This is a genomic window from Rheinheimera salexigens, assembly GCF_001752395.1.
In the GTDB taxonomy this organism is placed as follows: Bacteria; Pseudomonadota; Gammaproteobacteria; order Enterobacterales; family Alteromonadaceae; genus Alishewanella; species Alishewanella salexigens.
This window is the reverse complement of the sequence record NZ_MKEK01000001.1, coordinates 532,496-547,574: the sequence shown is the minus strand read 5'-3', so window position 1 is coordinate 547,574 and position 15,079 is coordinate 532,496. Positions and strand designations below refer to the sequence as shown.

At 42.1% G+C, this 15,079-nt stretch carries 18 protein-coding genes; 5 read left to right on the top strand and 13 right to left on the bottom strand.

The features are described 5' to 3' along the window. Positions 1-74: 74 nt before the first annotated feature. The 6 genes from BI198_RS02770 to zapE form a co-directional block, all read right to left on the bottom strand. The gene (locus BI198_RS02770) at positions 75-812 is read right to left on the bottom strand and encodes a cytochrome c1 (protein WP_070048181.1); all 738 of its coding nucleotides are present in this window, start codon (positions 810-812) and stop codon (positions 75-77) included. After that, positions 812-2,086, bottom strand: coding sequence for a cytochrome b (locus BI198_RS02765; protein ID WP_070048180.1), 1,275 nt, complete (start codon positions 2,084-2,086; stop codon positions 812-814). The genes BI198_RS02770 and BI198_RS02765 overlap by 1 nt, the downstream gene beginning before the upstream one ends. Continuing rightward, the gene (gene petA, locus BI198_RS02760) at positions 2,086-2,676 is read right to left on the bottom strand and encodes a ubiquinol-cytochrome c reductase iron-sulfur subunit (RefSeq protein ID WP_070048179.1); all 591 of its coding nucleotides are present in this window, start codon (positions 2,674-2,676) and stop codon (positions 2,086-2,088) included. Before petA ends, BI198_RS02765 begins: the two co-directional genes overlap by 1 nt. Positions 2,677-2,917: 241 nt before the next feature. Further along, positions 2,918-3,310: a 30S ribosomal protein S9 gene (gene rpsI, locus BI198_RS02755; protein ID WP_070048178.1), complete on the bottom strand. Its 393-nt coding sequence runs from the start codon at positions 3,308-3,310 to the stop codon at positions 2,918-2,920. Positions 3,311-3,322: 12 nt separating this feature from the next. Then, positions 3,323-3,751, bottom strand: coding sequence for a 50S ribosomal protein L13 (rplM, locus tag BI198_RS02750; protein ID WP_070048177.1), 429 nt, complete (start codon positions 3,749-3,751; stop codon positions 3,323-3,325). A gap of 205 nt (positions 3,752-3,956) precedes the next feature. Further along, positions 3,957-5,048 carry a cell division protein ZapE gene (gene zapE / locus BI198_RS02745; protein WP_070048176.1) on the bottom strand — a complete coding sequence of 364 codons (1,092 nt, stop codon included), beginning with the start codon at positions 5,046-5,048 and terminating at the stop codon, positions 3,957-3,959. 125 nt (positions 5,049-5,173) lie between these two features. Here zapE and BI198_RS02740 point away from each other — a divergent pair, with 125 nt between their 5' ends. The 3 genes from BI198_RS02740 (at position 5,174) to BI198_RS02730 (ending at position 8,233) form a co-directional block, all read left to right on the top strand. After that, a complete protein-coding gene (locus tag BI198_RS02740) occupies positions 5,174-5,620 on the top strand; it encodes a YhcB family protein (RefSeq protein WP_070048175.1) in 447 nt (148 codons plus the stop codon). An 86-nt stretch (positions 5,621-5,706) separates the two neighbouring features. After that, positions 5,707-7,056, top strand: coding sequence for a DegQ family serine endoprotease (locus tag BI198_RS02735; RefSeq protein ID WP_070048174.1), 1,350 nt, complete (start codon positions 5,707-5,709; stop codon positions 7,054-7,056). 94 nt (positions 7,057-7,150) lie between these two features. Beyond that, positions 7,151-8,233 (top strand): trypsin-like peptidase domain-containing protein, encoded by a 1,083-nt coding sequence (locus tag BI198_RS02730; RefSeq protein WP_070048173.1) that lies wholly within the window; start codon positions 7,151-7,153, stop codon positions 8,231-8,233. 74 nt (positions 8,234-8,307) lie between these two features. On the opposite strand, the gene murA is transcribed toward BI198_RS02730, so the two are convergent. The 7 genes from murA to BI198_RS02695 are packed head-to-tail and all read right to left on the bottom strand — an operon-like array spanning position 8,308 to position 12,833. Then, on the bottom strand, positions 8,308-9,567 hold the full coding sequence (murA, locus tag BI198_RS02725) for a UDP-N-acetylglucosamine 1-carboxyvinyltransferase (RefSeq protein WP_070048172.1): 1,260 nt from the start codon (positions 9,565-9,567) through the stop codon (positions 8,308-8,310). A 6-nt stretch (positions 9,568-9,573) separates the two neighbouring features. Then, positions 9,574-9,831, bottom strand: a complete 258-nt coding sequence (locus BI198_RS02720; RefSeq protein WP_070048171.1) for a BolA family protein — start codon at positions 9,829-9,831, stop codon at positions 9,574-9,576. A gap of 9 nt (positions 9,832-9,840) precedes the next feature. Continuing rightward, entirely contained in the window at positions 9,841-10,134 is a 294-nt protein-coding gene (locus BI198_RS02715) for an STAS domain-containing protein (protein ID WP_070048170.1), read from the bottom strand. Continuing rightward, positions 10,131-10,781 carry an MlaC/ttg2D family ABC transporter substrate-binding protein gene (locus tag BI198_RS02710; protein WP_070048169.1) on the bottom strand — a complete coding sequence of 217 codons (651 nt, stop codon included), beginning with the start codon at positions 10,779-10,781 and terminating at the stop codon, positions 10,131-10,133. The genes BI198_RS02715 and BI198_RS02710 overlap by 4 nt, the downstream gene beginning before the upstream one ends. 3 nt (positions 10,782-10,784) lie before the next feature. Beyond that, positions 10,785-11,249 carry an outer membrane lipid asymmetry maintenance protein MlaD gene (gene mlaD, locus BI198_RS02705; protein ID WP_070048168.1) on the bottom strand — a complete coding sequence of 155 codons (465 nt, stop codon included), beginning with the start codon at positions 11,247-11,249 and terminating at the stop codon, positions 10,785-10,787. A 1-nt stretch (position 11,250) separates the two neighbouring features. Then, positions 11,251-12,033, bottom strand: a complete 783-nt coding sequence (mlaE, locus tag BI198_RS02700) for a lipid asymmetry maintenance ABC transporter permease subunit MlaE (RefSeq protein ID WP_070048167.1) — start codon at positions 12,031-12,033, stop codon at positions 11,251-11,253. Continuing rightward, the gene (locus tag BI198_RS02695) at positions 12,030-12,833 is read right to left on the bottom strand and encodes an ATP-binding cassette domain-containing protein (protein ID WP_070048166.1); all 804 of its coding nucleotides are present in this window, start codon (positions 12,831-12,833) and stop codon (positions 12,030-12,032) included. The genes mlaE and BI198_RS02695 overlap by 4 nt, the downstream gene beginning before the upstream one ends. Positions 12,834-13,125: 292 nt before the next feature. On the opposite strand from BI198_RS02695, the gene BI198_RS02690 reads away from it, so the two are divergent. Both BI198_RS02690 and BI198_RS02685 read left to right on the top strand, forming a co-directional pair. Continuing rightward, positions 13,126-14,100, top strand: coding sequence for a calcium/sodium antiporter (locus tag BI198_RS02690; RefSeq protein WP_201243385.1), 975 nt, complete (start codon positions 13,126-13,128; stop codon positions 14,098-14,100). Between the two features lie 9 nt (positions 14,101-14,109). Beyond that, the gene (locus tag BI198_RS02685) at positions 14,110-15,078 is read left to right on the top strand and encodes a KpsF/GutQ family sugar-phosphate isomerase (protein ID WP_070048165.1); all 969 of its coding nucleotides are present in this window, start codon (positions 14,110-14,112) and stop codon (positions 15,076-15,078) included. The last annotated feature ends 1 nt before the right edge of the window (position 15,079 follow it).

The following is a 15,079-nucleotide window of genomic DNA, read 5'->3' as shown; positions in this document are numbered from 1 at the left end:
GTATCCTCCAGTAAAATAAAAAAACGGCAAAGGGGCGCTAGGCCCCTATTAACATTACTAATTGTAATAACTAGTTAATGTACATCTTTCCAATATTCTTTCTTCAAAAAATAAGCAAATACGAAGAAAATAAGTAGGAAAACCATTACTTTAATACCGAGTGCTTTAGACTCAAGTTTTGATGGTTCACCTACATACTCCAGATAGTTTACCAGATCTGCAATGGTTTGGTCATATTCTTCGCTATTTAACGCTCCGGTGCCATCGGTTTTCAAGCCAACATAGACTTGTTTAGGTTCGCCATCGACTAAACGCGTCTCGTAAGCTTTATAGGGCATGCCCTGTAAACTCTCTAAGACATGCGGCATACCCACTAATGGAAACACGGTATTATTAACACCAAATGGACGACTTGGATCAGCATAGAAGCTACGTAAATAGGTATATAGCCAATCTGGACCACGTACTCTAGCCACGTTAGTTAAATCTGGTGGTGCTGCTCCAAACCACTTTTCGCCATCTTTAAGCAGCATGTTATTGGTAATATGATCACCGACTTTTTCACCGGTGAACATTAAATTTTCCATACCAATATCTTCTGGTATTCCTAAGTCGCTGAAGGTACGGGAATAACGCTGATACTGCATTTGGTGACAACCTAAGCAGTAATTCTGAAATGTCCGAGCCCCTTTTTGTAATGATTCTTTGTCCGTTAGATCAATTGGCGCCTTATCTAAATGCACTGAACCACCCGCCGCCAACACTGCTGATGAAGCAAGTAAGGCAACGACAGTAAATAAAGTCTTAATCATCAGCTTAACCTCTCTGGTAACGGTTTAGTATTCTCATTTTTACTGTAGAACCATAGTAAAATAAAGAAGCCAAAATAAGTAAATGAGAAGATACGAGCTAAAATTGTATAGGTTTCTGTAGCCGGTAATACACCTAACACCCCTAGCGCAACAAAGCTGACACAGAAAATGATCAAGTTAACTTTATGCATGCCACAGCGATAGCGTATTGAACGCACGGTACCACGGTCTATCCAAGGTAATAATGCTAAGGCAATAATGGCTAAGAACATAAATACTGCACCTAACAATTGATCAGGCACGGCACGTAAAATCGCGTAAAAAGGCGTGAAATACCATACTGGTGCAATATGATCCGGTGTTTTCATTGGATTCGCTGCTTCAAAGTTTGGCGCTTCAAGGAAGTAACCGCCACCTTCTGGCATAAAGAAAATAAACCAAGCAAATACCAATAAGAAACCGGCAACACCAACTAAATCTTTAACGGTGTAATACGGATGGAATGGGATCGCATCAACGATAATCTTCTTACCGCCTTTGGTATAATACTGATGGAACGTAAACTTCTTATCTGCTTCAGTTTGCTCGACGCTACCATCGTTATCACGTTTAATTTCAATACCATCTGGGTTATTTGAGCCCACTTCATGTAATGCCATTAAGTGTAAGAACACTAAAATAACTAACACTAAAGGCAGTGCAATAACGTGCAAAGCAAAGAAACGGTTTAATGTCGCGCCAGAAATAACGTAGTCACCACGGATCCATAACGTTAAATCATCACCAATGCCGGGGATTACACCGAAAATTGAGATGATAACTTGGGCTCCCCAGAAAGACATTTGTCCCCAAGGCAGCATATAACCCATAAAGGCTTCAGCCATTAAGACTAAGAAAATAAGCATACCAAAAATCCACAGTAACTCGCGCGGTTTCTGATAAGAGCCGTACATCATGCCTCTTAGCATGTGCAGGTAAACAACAATAAAGAATGCAGAGGCACCAGTAGAATGCATATAACGCAGCAGCCAACCGTAATCGACATCTCGCATAATGTATTCAATCGAAGCAAAGGCACCTTCGGCTGTTGGTACATAGTTCATGGTTAGCCAAATACCTGTCAATATTTGGTTGACTAGTATCAACATGGCTAACGAGCCAAAAAAGTACCAAAAGTTAAAGTTTTTTGGGGCGGGATATTGAGTAACATGCAAGTCCATTTTTTCTTTAAACGGCATGCGATACTCGAGCCAATCCATTAAGTTTTTAAACATTATGCGCTCCCCTCATCTTCACCAATCATCAGTGTATTGTCATCGAGGAACATATAAGGCGGAATCTGAAGGTTTTTCGGTGCAGGCACCCCTGAAAAGACCCGACCAGCCAAATCATAAGTTGAACCATGACAAGGACAGAAGAAACCTGAATCTACGCCCTTAACATGGGCTGCAAATTCAGTTGGGATGTATGTCGGAGAACAACCTAAGTGAGTACAAATACCTACCGCTACAAATATTTCAGGCTTTTTAGAGCGATGAATATTTTGCGCGTATACTGGTTGCTGATCATCTTCAGACTCTGGGTCGGCTAATTGATTATTAATAGTCGGTAATAGCTCTAGCGATTCTAGGCTGCGTTTAACAACCCACACTGGTTTGCCACGCCACTCTACACGAATTAATTGGCCAGTTTCCAGCTTGCTTATATCAGCCGTCACGGCAGCTCCAGCTTGCTTAGCTCGCTCACTGGGGTTCCAAGACGCAATAAAGGGTACGGCAACACCGACAGCTCCTACACCCCCTACCACTGAGGTTGCAATGGTCAGGAAGCGGCGGCGACCTTGATCTACGGGCGCATTGCTCATCCACTCATCTCCAGGTTAACGCTTAAAGACAATTTAAGCATTTCTATAAGTTTAAAAAATATCGCTGATCATAATGAAAAGCCTTGCTTTACACAAGGATTAAGGCAGCCTGAATCGATATTATCTCACCGCATTACGTTAGATAGTAGTTAATTTTGCTTTGTTTTTGCAGGCTAATAACGATTTTAAGCATAAAAAAACCCGGCGAATAATTGCCGGGTTTTTAATTCTACAAAAACGATTAACGTTTTGAGAACTGTGGACGTTTACGTGCTTTACGTAGACCCACTTTTTTACGCTCAACTTGACGAGCATCACGTGTTACGAAGCCTGCTTGACGCAAGGCTGGACGTAATGTTTCATCAAACTCCATCAGTGCACGAGTAATACCGTGACGGATAGCGCCTGCTTGACCACTGATACCACCACCTTTAACAGTGATGTACAAGTCAAACTTTTCAACCATATCAACTAATTCTAATGGTTGCTTAACAATCATACAGGCTGTTTCGCGACCGAAATATTCAGTTAATGCGCGCTGATTTACAGTAATTTTACCTGAACCAGCTTTGATAAATACACGGGCCGTTGAGCTTTTACGACGACCAGTTCCGTAATATTGATTCTGTGCCATGATATGCTCCGATTAAATATCTAATACTTGCGGTTGCTGAGCAGCATGTTGATGCTCTGCGCCGGCGTAAACTTTTAACTTACGGAACATAGCGCGGCCTAATGGACCTTTTGGTAACATGCCTTTGATAGCAAGTTCCAAAACCATTTCAGGTTTTTTCGCGATCAATTTCTCGAAACTGATTTCCTTGATGCCACCTGGAAAACCAGTGTGTGAATAATATATTTTGTTTTGCGCTTTATTGCCCGTTACAGCCACTTTTTCAGCATTAATAACGATGATGTAATCACCCGTATCAACATGCGGCGTGTATTCTGGCTTATGCTTACCACGTAAACGGGTAGCTATTTCAGTTGAGATACGACCCAGCGTTTTACCTGCCGCATCAACAACATACCAGTCACGTGTTACGCTTTCTGGTTTTGCACTAAAAGTTTTCATTTAACTCTATCCAAATATAAACATAGTTACACCTGATACAGTGCAGGGCTATTGCATCCTGTATCGTTCGCGCACCCCTTCGAGTACATCACTACCGGGCTAACGGCAGTATAAGGCTGTAACGTAGGCCGGGCGCGGATTATATATTAAGCAATTTTAAAAATCAGCATTACAGACAAAAATATCTGCATATTAATGAAAATAGTTAAGCTAAATGCTGTTTTGCTAAATATTCATGAGATTGCATCTCTTGCAAACGACTAATACAGCGTTTAAATTCAAAATTTAATAGACCATCTTGATATAGCTGTTCTAGTGGTTGCTCGGCAGAGACAATCAATTTAACGTGTCGTTCATAAAACTCATCAACTAAGGCAATAAACCGTCTGGCAACATCATCGTTGTACCGGCCCATTACGCTAATTTTAGAGATAAAGACGGTATGATAACATTGACTAAGCTCCATGTAATCATACTGGCTGCGAGCCGTTTCACACAACTCGGCAAAATCAAACCAAATAACACCATCGGCTTCTGCTTTAGCATTAAGTTGGCGGTTAGCCACATCTACTTTAACATTAAAACGCTGCGGTTCTGCCGATAAAGCCATAAAATATTGCTGTAAATTCTGCTCTGCCTGCTCATCCGCAGGATAATGAAAAATATTGGCTTTCTCTAATGTCCGTAACCGATAGTCTATGCCGCTATCAACATTAACAATTTGGGTGTGCTGGTTAATTAAGGCAATCGCTGGCAAAAATCTGGCGCGTTGTAAACCATTCAGATATAAACCATCCGGTTCAATATTAGATGTTGCCACTAAGGTAATACCACGCGCAAATAACGCCTGCATTAAAGTGCCTAAGATCATCGCATCGGTAATGTCGGAGACAAAAAACTCATCGAAACATAAAATATCCGTTTCTTGTTTAAATTTATCAGCCACTTTTTCTAATGGATTGGCTTCACCGTGCAAAAGTTTAAGTTCTTCATGCACTCTATGCATAAATCGATGAAAATGAATGCGTAACTTACGTTTAGTCGGTAGACTTTGGTAAAATGTATCGACAAGGTAGGTTTTACCACGGCCAACTCCGCCCCAAAAGTACAGGCCTAGTAATGGTTTAGTCGACTTTTTGTTTGAAATAAAGCGCTGCCACCAAGAAGGAGTTTCTAAGCGGCTATTACAATAATCGTCATACAAGCGTTGCAGTTGTTTAACGGCATATTCTTGGGCGGCGTCGTATTGAAAATCGTCTCGTGTTAAGTCTTGTTGATACTTTTCTATTGGTGTCATTGAAATCTTGCTTGAAAGCTAATGGCTTTAACCCTAAATTCAGATTTCAATTGTAACATGCCTTACCACTAGGGATAAGAAGTTGGGTTACACTAACTAAAAGAATTTACTTTTCTGGAGCTATTATGGATTTTGTTGTTATCGCCATTGCTACAAGCATAGGTCTAATACTAGGCGCTATTATTAGTCGCTATTTTACGTTACGGCAATTTAATCACGATAAACTGCAACAGGAGCTGCAGTTAAGTAAAAGCCAGCTACACCAGTATCGACAAGATGTTTCGTCGCATTTAGAGACGACCAATCAGTTAATGATGCAATTGCAGGATAATTATGGTCGCATTGCACGGCATATTGCTGACTCTAAAATGCAATTAGTAGAGCAGCCTGCGGATAAACCTGATAGTGAACTTAATTATTTATCGGGTGATATTGCGTCACATATTCGTCAATCACTGGATCAAATTGATGAAAAGCGCCGTGTATATTCTGACACTGTGCAGCAACCGCGTGACTACTCAGGTCAAAGTAGTGGCTTAATTAAGCAAAAAGCGGTTGAGCAAACTAAATAAGCTTTAGATGTTTTATCTAGCATAACGGAACTTTTTTAACAGTTTGCGGTTCTTAACCGCGAACTGTAATTGGAGACTTTTGCGCTATGAATAAGAAATTGTCATTAGTTAGTGCTGCTATCGCAGCAGGCTTGATGTTGGCTAACCCTTTACCAGCTGAAGCCAAAATACCGTTTTTCTCAAGCTCTGAGGAAATACCTACTTTAGCCCCTATGCTTGAACAAGCCACTCCCGCCATTGTCCATATCTCTGTTGAAGGCAGCCGTGAAGTACAACAACGGATACCCGAAGCGTTTCGTTATTTTTTTGGTCAACGTGGCCCAAATGAACAACGCCAAGAACGACCGTTCAAAGGTTTAGGTTCAGGTGTTATTATCGATGCCGATAAAGGCTATATTGTTACCAACAATCATGTTATTGAAGACGCCGACAATATACAAATCCGGCTCAAAGATGGCCGGACTTTTAAAGCTAAGAAGCTTGGTACTGATGCCCAAAGTGATATTGCCTTATTACAAATTGAAGCCCAAAAACTAGCGCAAGTCCCCCTGGCTAACTCGGATAAGCTTCGAGTTGGCGACTTTGCCATTGCGGTTGGCAACCCTTTTGGTTTAGAGCAAACCGTTACTTCAGGCATTATTAGTGCATTAGGTCGTGGTGGTTTAGGCATTGAAGGCTTAGAAGATTTTATTCAAACTGATGCTGCTATTAATAGCGGTAACTCCGGTGGCGCGCTATTAAATTTACGCGGCGAACTTATCGGTATCAATACCGCTATTCTTGGCCCAAATGGTGGCAATATTGGTATTGGTTTTGCTATCCCGACTAATATGATGAAAAACTTAGTTGATCAAATTATTGAGTACGGCGAAGTTAGGCCTGGCAGCTTAGGCATTCGCGGTGGAGATGTTACGGCCGATCTTACCGAAGCGATGAATTTAAAAGTGAGTAGAGGCGCGTGGGTAAATGAAGTCATACCCGATAGCCCAGCAGATAAAGCCGGTTTAAAGTCGGGTGATGTTGTCATAAGTATGAATGACAATCGAATTAGCAACTTTAATGAATTGCGGGCCAAAGTTGCCACCTTAGGAGCGGGCAAGAAAGCTAAGTTGGGTATTTTACGTGATGGTAAAGAGCGTAGTGTAACCGTGACATTAGGTAGCTTAACGGAAGCAACCGTATCCGCTAACGAAATGCATCCTATGTTGCAAGGTGCCGCTTTATCTAATGCTGACAAAGGGGTTAAAGTTGACACTGTCGAAGCTAACTCACCCGCGGCTCAAATAGGCTTAATGGCCGATGACCTTATTATAGGGGTTAACCGACAAGCGATTAAAAATGTCAGTGATTTGCGTAAAGCCTTAGAAAATCGTAATGGTATTGCTGCGCTCAACATCCAGCGAGGTAATACTAATCTGTATGTTTTAATTCGATAGTAAGCCATTAGGCTAGGCAGTGGTTAACTCTACTGCCTAACCTTATTTAGTGCTATGCTAGGCGCATTGTTGTTAAGTATTATTTTAGGTTGCTGTGCGCGCATTTCTCTTATTCCTGTTTAAAAGTATTGCTTATGGCTTAGCCTTAGCTTTTGTTTTGCTATGGCTATTTCCGCTATTAAATAACTTAAATCTGCCAACAATTCAGCATAACAATAATGAAACCCTGCCCGCGCCAATTAGCTATAACCAAGCCGTACGACGCGCTGCGCCTGCGGTGGTTAATGTGTACACCCGCAGTACTTTAGTTGATCCTCGTGGCTTACGGCCTCGCACTATAGAGCGTCAAGAGCTTGGATCAGGCGTGTTAATGAGTGCTAAAGGCTATATTCTAACTAATTATCATGTTGTCTATGGTGCTGATCATATTGAAGTCGCCTTGCAAGATGGTCGTTGGTTAGAAGCGGTATTAATTGGCCAAGATAAAATGACCGATTTAGCGGTGCTTTATGTCCAAGCTGAAAATTTACCGGTTATTCCTCAAGATCCCGAGCTTGAACCTCAAGTTGGTGATGTCGTACTGGCGATTGGTAACCCGTTAAATCTTGGCCAAACCATTACCCAGGGCATTATCAGTGCTAATGGCAATAATGGCTTAAGCTCTCAAGGTAGCTATTTGGACTTTATGCGCATGGATGCAGCTATTAATAGAGGTAATTCTGGAGGCGCCTTAGTTAACACTAATGGTAGTTTAGTTGGCATCAATGCTGCAGCTTACCAGCTAGAGAATCAGGATGTGCAAGGTATTTTCTTAGCCGTCCCCTATCAACTGGCATTAAATGTCATGCAAAAAATTATTAAACATGGCCGTGTTACTCGCAGCTATCTAGGCTTGTCGGGTGATGCTGTGTTAAATGCTTCTGGTGAGCGCTTAACCTCTTCAGGCCAATTATTGTATGGCATTAGGATCACTGCCGTGAGTGCCAATGGCCCGGCAGCAGAAGCTGGGGTACAAGTGGACGATATTATTTTAGAAATAAATGGTCAACGTTTTCGTAATGTACAAGCGGCGTTAAATTTAATCGCAGAAACGGCGCCTAACGCCACGTTAGAATTGACCATAGAGCGCAATTCACAACGCTTATCTTTAACAGCTATCGCCCGCGAAGTTATCTAAAAAAAACGGCCTGCATTAAGCAAGCCGTTTCTTATTCAAGCATCCACTGTTTAAAGTAGAGTAAACAATGCTTATTAGCTTGCGTCCACTCGCTCTATTTGGGCACCTAAACCTTTAAGTTTAAATTCAATTTGCTCATAACCACGGTCTATATGATAAATTCTATCGACCACAGTGGTACCATCCGCCACTAAACCGGCAATCACTAAGCTAGCAGATGCACGTAAATCAGTTGCCATCACTTGGGCGGCTAATAACTTTTCGCTGTGCTGACATACCGCAGTATTGCCCTCTAAACGAATTTTAGCGCCCATGCGTTGTAACTCAGGTACATGCATAAACCGGTTTTCAAAAATAGTTTCTGTCACCATACCCACGCCATGTGCCACTACGTTTAACACCGTAAACTGGGCTTGCATATCTGTAGGAAAGCCAGGGTGCGGCACGGTTTTAACATCAACAGATTTTAATTGACGGCCTGTCATATTAGCCCGGATCCAGTCTGGACCTGTGCTAATTTCAACACCGGCTTCACGCAGCTTCTCTAGCACCACTTCAAGTTCAGTAGGATCGGCATTGCGGCAGGTCACATCACCGCCGGTTACCGCAGCAGCCACTAAGAAAGTACCGGTTTCAATACGATCTGGCAGTACGCTATGTTCAGCTGTATGCAACGACTTGATACCTTCAATGGTAATCGTATCAGTACCTGCGCCAGTAATTTTGGCACCCATGCTATTTAAATAAACGGCTAAATCAACCACTTCAGGTTCACGAGCCGCATTGTCTATGGTGGTGATACCGTCGGCTAAAACAGCCGCCATCATTAGGTTTTCTGTGCCAGTAACACTGACCATATCCATAATAATGTTGGCACCTTTTAAGCCTTTTGAAGTGGCTTTAATATAGCCATTTTCAACTACGATTTCTGCGCCCATTTTGCGTAAACCGTCAATATGTAAATTGACAGGCCTAGCACCAATAGCGCAACCACCGGGTAATGACACTTCAGCTTTACCAAAACGGCTTAACAGAGGCCCTAGCGCAAGAATAGATGCACGCATGGTTTTTACTAACTCGTACGGTGCGAATTGGTTGTTTACACCCGCACCATCGACCGTAACCACGTTATCTGCAAAGCTAACTTCAGCACCAAAAAGTTGCAAAAGTTTAATGGTTGTTTCGATATCTTTTAATTTAGGCACATTGCGAATAGTGCTCGTTGATGCTGATAACAAGCTCGCAAATAAAATTGGCAGGGCGGCATTTTTGGCCCCAGAGATGGTCACATTACCCTGCAAGGGTTGGCCACCTGTTACAAGAAATTGTTGCATATAATACTACGCTGGAGGATTTAAAAGTTTTTCTCTACGCCATTGTTCTGGCGTAAAGGTCTTGATGCTAACAGCGTGTATTCTGCCATCAGCGATTGCGTCCATTAAAGGTGCATACACCATTTGCTGCTGTTTTACCCGACTAACATCGGCAAAACAGCTGCCAACTGCAATCACATTATAATTGGTACCCTCAGCCTTAACATACACTTCTGCTAACGCTAGCTGCTCTAATAATAAATGTTCTAATTGCTTAATATCCAAAGTTCAACCTTACTCAACAATTGGCAATAACGCCCTTACTGCACTCACATCAGCCAATGATAACAGCTGCTGTGGGACATTACACAACTCAATTTTTAAGCCAGTCGCTTGGGCTTGGGCTAATTGCTGGAGCAACCACGCTAAGCCTGCAGTATCAACCACTGTTAATGCTGAAAAATCAAACTGTACCCTTTGTGTTACCGTATTTAACAACTTAAAGGGTGAATACAGCATTAACGTATCACGATTTAGTGCGCCGTCAAAACGAAAGCGATTACCCTCAGCTGTTATCTCAAGTCTCACTTCTGTTCAGCCTTTTGAATTGGCGCCTTGGCTTTTTCAAGTAAAAGGCTAGTCACACTGGGTAAACCTTGCTGGCGAATGATATTGCTTAGCTCTGCCCGCTTACTGTCCAGCAGTGAAATGCCTTCGGCAACCATATCAAATACTAACCAGGTATCACTGTTTTTGCCTCGGCGTAATTTAAACTCAATATTAATATCAGGTTTACCCGGATCGATAACACGCGTTTTAATACTAATAATTTTTTGATTACCAATATCAGAAGCTGGTTCAATCATCACTTTTTGATCAGTATACTGGGTAAAGACACCAGCATAAGTAGCGACCATATATTCTTGAAACGCATCAACAAAGGCTAATAAGTCTTCACGCGGCATATTGCGCAAATCAGCACTATTACCGATAACCCGAAGTGCGGCATATCGGCTATCAATATAAGGTACCAGTTCTTCATTGACAATAACCCGTAAATAATCTGGATCGGCTTCCACTTTAAGCTTATCTTTTGCCATCCGGCTAAAGGTTTTGTCCGCGACCACTTCCATCATTTTGTAAGGATCGGTATAAGTTTCCACCTCTGCTTGTGCAGAAAAAACAAGGCTGCAACAACTAATAAGCACGCCCATTATTAAGGTTGTTAGTTTCATAGATTAGCTTCCTCGATTAAATAAGAATTGGCCGATTAATTCTTCCAGCACAATGGCTGACTTGGTATCTTCGATATAGTCACCGTCAGCCAATATTTCAACGGTTTCATCTATAAAGCCAGGTTGCAGCCCCAAATACTGCTCGCCCAATAAACCAGAGGTTAAAATGGCCAACGAGCTAGTTTCAGGAAAGTTACTATAAGCACTATTAATGGCTATGCTAACAACCGGCGTATAGCGGCTAGTATCTAAGTTTATTGCGGTCACTCGACCAACAACGACTCCGCCCACTTTTACCGGCGAGCGTACTTTTAAGCCACCGATATTATCAAACCTAGCTTGTAATAAGTAGGTATCGCTACCGCCACCTACACCGCTATTAGCAACATTTAATGCCAACATAAAAAATGCAGCTATGGCTAACACTATAAAGCTGCCGACGAGTAATTCAATTTTCCGCGTGGTCATCTTATCCACCAAACATAATTGCAGTTAAAATAAAATCGAAGGCCAGCACGGTTAAAGATGCTGTTACGACCGTTTCAGTTGTGGCTCGGCTAATCCCCTCAGAAGTGGGTACAGCGTCATAACCTTTGTGTAAAGCAATCCATACGACGATAATTGCAAATACAAAACTCTTAATCACGCCATTCATAATATCCTGATATAAATCGACGTTTGCTTGCATAGCTGACCAATAACCGCCGCCATCTACACCTAACCATTCGACGCCAACTAAGTGGCCGCCTAAGATACCAACAGCGTTAAAAATTAACGCTAATAACGGCATACTAATTACACCCGCCCAAAAGCGCGGGGCAATAATACGGCGTAATGGATCGACCGCCATCATTTCCATACTCGATAGCTGCTCGGTTGCTTTCATTAAGCCAATTTCTGCGGTTAGTGCACTACCGGCACGACCCGCGAACAATAGCGCTGTTACCACTGGGCCTAGTTCGCGCAATAAGCTTAAGGCGACTAAAGGCCCCAGCATTTGTTCGGCACCAAACTTAACCAGCACCGTATAGCCTTGCAACGCAAGCACCATACCAATAAATAGGCCTGATACGACAATAATCAGTAACGACAGCACACCGACTACATATAACTGGCGCATTAACAGCGGAAAATTGCGCCGGAAATCGGGTTTGCCGATTAAAGCTGAAAACAGCATAGTGCCAGCTTTACCAAATCCTTGTACGCTAGATATTGCTGCATGGCCTAGTTGTTGAATTTTATGGGCAATCACTTAGCAAGCTCCATTAACTCTTCCTCATAAGGTGCGGCATTAAAATGAAACGGTACTGGGCCATCTGCTTCACCTTTTAAGAATTGCTGAACTAAAGCAGAAGGATGCTGACGCAATTGTTCCGGCGTACCATGACCCACTACGGTTTTTTCTGCGATAACATAAACATAATCTGCAATGCTCATCACTTCATTAACATCATGGGTTACTACAACCGAGGTTAAACCTAAGGCATTATTTAATGACTTAATTAACCGCACAATAACGCCCATCGAAATTGGATCTTGGCCAGCAAAGGGTTCGTCATACATAATAAGTTCTGGGTCTAGCGCAATCGCTCGAGCTAATGCCGCTCTGCGTGCCATACCGCCAGATAACTCGCCCGGTAATAAATCACGCGCGCCTCTTAAACCAACGGCTTCGAGTTTCATCAATACAATTAAACGAATTAAAGATTCACTTAACTTAGTATGTTCTCGAATTGGGAAGGCTACGTTGTCAAATACCGACATTTCTGTAAACAAGGCACCACTTTGAAATAGCATGCTCATTTTTTTGCGAGCTTGATATAACTCAGATCGAGAAAGCGTAGGAATATCTTGGCTATCAAACATAATATGGCCTTGGCTTGGTTTTAACTGACCACCAATCAAGCGCAGTAATGTTGTTTTACCAATACCACTGGGGCCCATAACGGCAGTAACTTTACCACGGGCAAATTGCATATTAAGGTCGCGATATATCTCTCTATCACCACGACTAAAGTGCAAATGTTGAATATCTATTATCGTATCCGACAAATTATTTCTCCGTATATCAAACCGTATATTAGCGCTTTATGAATACCGCGGTTATACCTTGATTATACTCATTTATAGAGGGCGACAATATACATACATGTGTGTATGTTTGCAATTAACACCAACTTGGTTACTATCATTGTAAACCCGTTCAGGTGTAAAGTCGTTACTAAAAATCGTTACAAACTGTGTAGAAATGCTAACATTTAGCTAATTAACAGCTTTTTTTGCATTTCAGCCTGATAAGCTGGAAAATACTATAGATATGCTATTACTGCAGAGGAACTAACAATTGTCACCCTTGCTCATCGCGATTATTGTGGTATTTGTTGGCTTAGTACTTCTGGTTTGGAGTGCTGATCGTTTGATCTATGGCGCTGCCTCTGTCGCGCGCTATACCCGCATATCGCCTATGCTGATTGGCTTAACCGTCATTGCACTTGGCACTTCTATGCCTGAAATTCTAGTGTCTTCCATTGCAGCATATAAAGGTCATTTAAGCACTGCTGTGGGTAATGCGCTGGGTTCAAACATAACTAATATATTATTAGTTATTGGTTTTGCAGCTTTACTGAAACCCATTAGAGTGACCTCGCTGACCATTAAACGTGAATATCCGTTGCTACTTGCCAGTACCTTTTTAGGTTTTTACTTTTTAGCCGACCATCAGCTAACTCAGTTGGAAGGGTTGATATTACTGGCAACTTTTTGCTGTTTTATTGCTTTTATGGTGTATTGCGCCCGTACCGTTAAAGTAGACGACCCTTTGTTACACAATATTAGCCATGAAGAAAGCTTGCCTATCTCACTAAGCCAAGCATTATTTTGGCTTGTTCTTGGCATGATATTACTGCTTGCGGCTTCACAGCTATTAGTCCACGGCGCTGTGTATATCGCCCGTTATGTTGGTGTCAGCGATTTAGTTATCGGCTTAACCATCGTTGCCTTAAGCACCAGTTTACCTGAGTTAGCCACCAGCATTGTTGGCATTATTAAAGGTGAAGTTGATTTGGCGTTAGGTAACATTATTGGTTCTAATATTATTAATATTCTAGCGGTACTGGGATTAAGTGCCGTTATCGCCCCTGGGGCCATTGACCCACAAGCGGGTAATCAAGATGCATATATTATGATTGCCGCGACCCTAGTGTTACTACTAATGTCATTAAGGCCAACCAGCCGTCCCCGATTGAGTAAAGTTGAAGGCCTGCTATTATTAACAGCATTTATTGGCTATCAATATTATTTATTTTCATCCATTGCCTAAGAGAGAACCATGAGCACAGATTTTCGTATCCGCGCCAGAGAAGTTATTGCCATTGAAGCTAATGCAGTAGAGCAATTGGTCCAATATATAGATGATGAGTTTAATCTTGCCTGTGAACTTATTATAAATAGTAAAGGCAAAACCATTGTTTCTGGCATGGGTAAGTCTGGCCATATTGCCAATAAAATTGCGGCCACTCTAGCCTCAACCGGTACGCCTGCTTTCTCTATCCACCCAGGTGAAGCTAGTCATGGCGATTTAGGTATGTTGTCAGCTGAAGATGTAGTGATAGCAATATCTAATTCTGGTGAAACAACAGAAATGTTAACTATCGTGCCGGTGATTAAACGCCGCGGAATTAAGCTTATTGCCATTACCGGTAATCCCGAGTCAACTTTAGCTAAATTAGCCGATGCCCACTTATGTGTGAAAGTTGCTCAAGAAGCCTGTTCACTTGGCCTAGCCCCAACCTCCAGCACTACGGCAACTTTAGTGATGGGCGATGCACTAGCTATGACCTTATTAGATGCTCGCGGCTTCTCTGCCGATGACTTTGCTTTATCGCATCCCGGTGGCAGTTTAGGCCGCAAATTATTACTGCGTTTAGAAGATGTTATGCATAAAGATGACAATGTGCCTATTGTCAGCCTAAATGCCACTATTAAAGATGCCTTGCTAGAAATCTCCAAGAAAGGCTTAGGTATGACCGCTATTGTTGATGAAAACGGCGTTATGGCAGGAATTTTTACTGACGGTGATTTACGGCGTATTTTAGATCTTCGGCTAGATATCCATAGCTCTTTAATTAGTGACGTTATGACTCGGCACTGTATTACAGCCAATAGCCAAATGTTAGCAGCCGAAGCATTACAAATTTTACAGCAGAAAAAGATTAACGGCCTTATCGTAGTCGATAGTACTAATGTGCCCGTTGGCGCGATGAATATGCACGATTTATTACGTGCTGGGGTACTATAAG

What these genes read in the sequence shown, in the direction of transcription:
- BI198_RS02765 (WP_070048180.1), bottom strand. Translation starts at nt 2,086, where the DNA reads ATGTTTAAAAACTTAATGGATTGGCTCGAGTATCGCATGCCGTTTAAA.
- rplM (WP_070048177.1), bottom strand. Translation starts at nt 3,751, where the DNA reads ATGAAAACTTTTAGTGCAAAACCAGAAAGCGTAACACGTGACTGGTAT.
- petA (WP_070048179.1), bottom strand. Translation starts at nt 2,676, where the DNA reads ATGAGCAATGCGCCCGTAGATCAAGGTCGCCGCCGCTTCCTGACCATT.
- zapE (WP_070048176.1), bottom strand. Translation starts at nt 5,048, where the DNA reads ATGACACCAATAGAAAAGTATCAACAAGACTTAACACGAGACGATTTT.
- BI198_RS02735 (WP_070048174.1), top strand. Translation starts at nt 5,707, where the DNA reads ATGAATAAGAAATTGTCATTAGTTAGTGCTGCTATCGCAGCAGGCTTG.
- murA (WP_070048172.1), bottom strand. Translation starts at nt 9,567, where the DNA reads ATGCAACAATTTCTTGTAACAGGTGGCCAACCCTTGCAGGGTAATGTG.
- BI198_RS02685 (WP_070048165.1), top strand. Translation starts at nt 14,110, where the DNA reads ATGAGCACAGATTTTCGTATCCGCGCCAGAGAAGTTATTGCCATTGAA.
- BI198_RS02740 (WP_070048175.1), top strand. Translation starts at nt 5,174, where the DNA reads ATGGATTTTGTTGTTATCGCCATTGCTACAAGCATAGGTCTAATACTA.
- mlaD (WP_070048168.1), bottom strand. Translation starts at nt 11,249, where the DNA reads ATGACCACGCGGAAAATTGAATTACTCGTCGGCAGCTTTATAGTGTTA.
- rpsI (WP_070048178.1), bottom strand. Translation starts at nt 3,310, where the DNA reads ATGGCACAGAATCAATATTACGGAACTGGTCGTCGTAAAAGCTCAACG.
- BI198_RS02770 (WP_070048181.1), bottom strand. Translation starts at nt 812, where the DNA reads ATGATTAAGACTTTATTTACTGTCGTTGCCTTACTTGCTTCATCAGCA.
- BI198_RS02710 (WP_070048169.1), bottom strand. Translation starts at nt 10,781, where the DNA reads ATGAAACTAACAACCTTAATAATGGGCGTGCTTATTAGTTGTTGCAGC.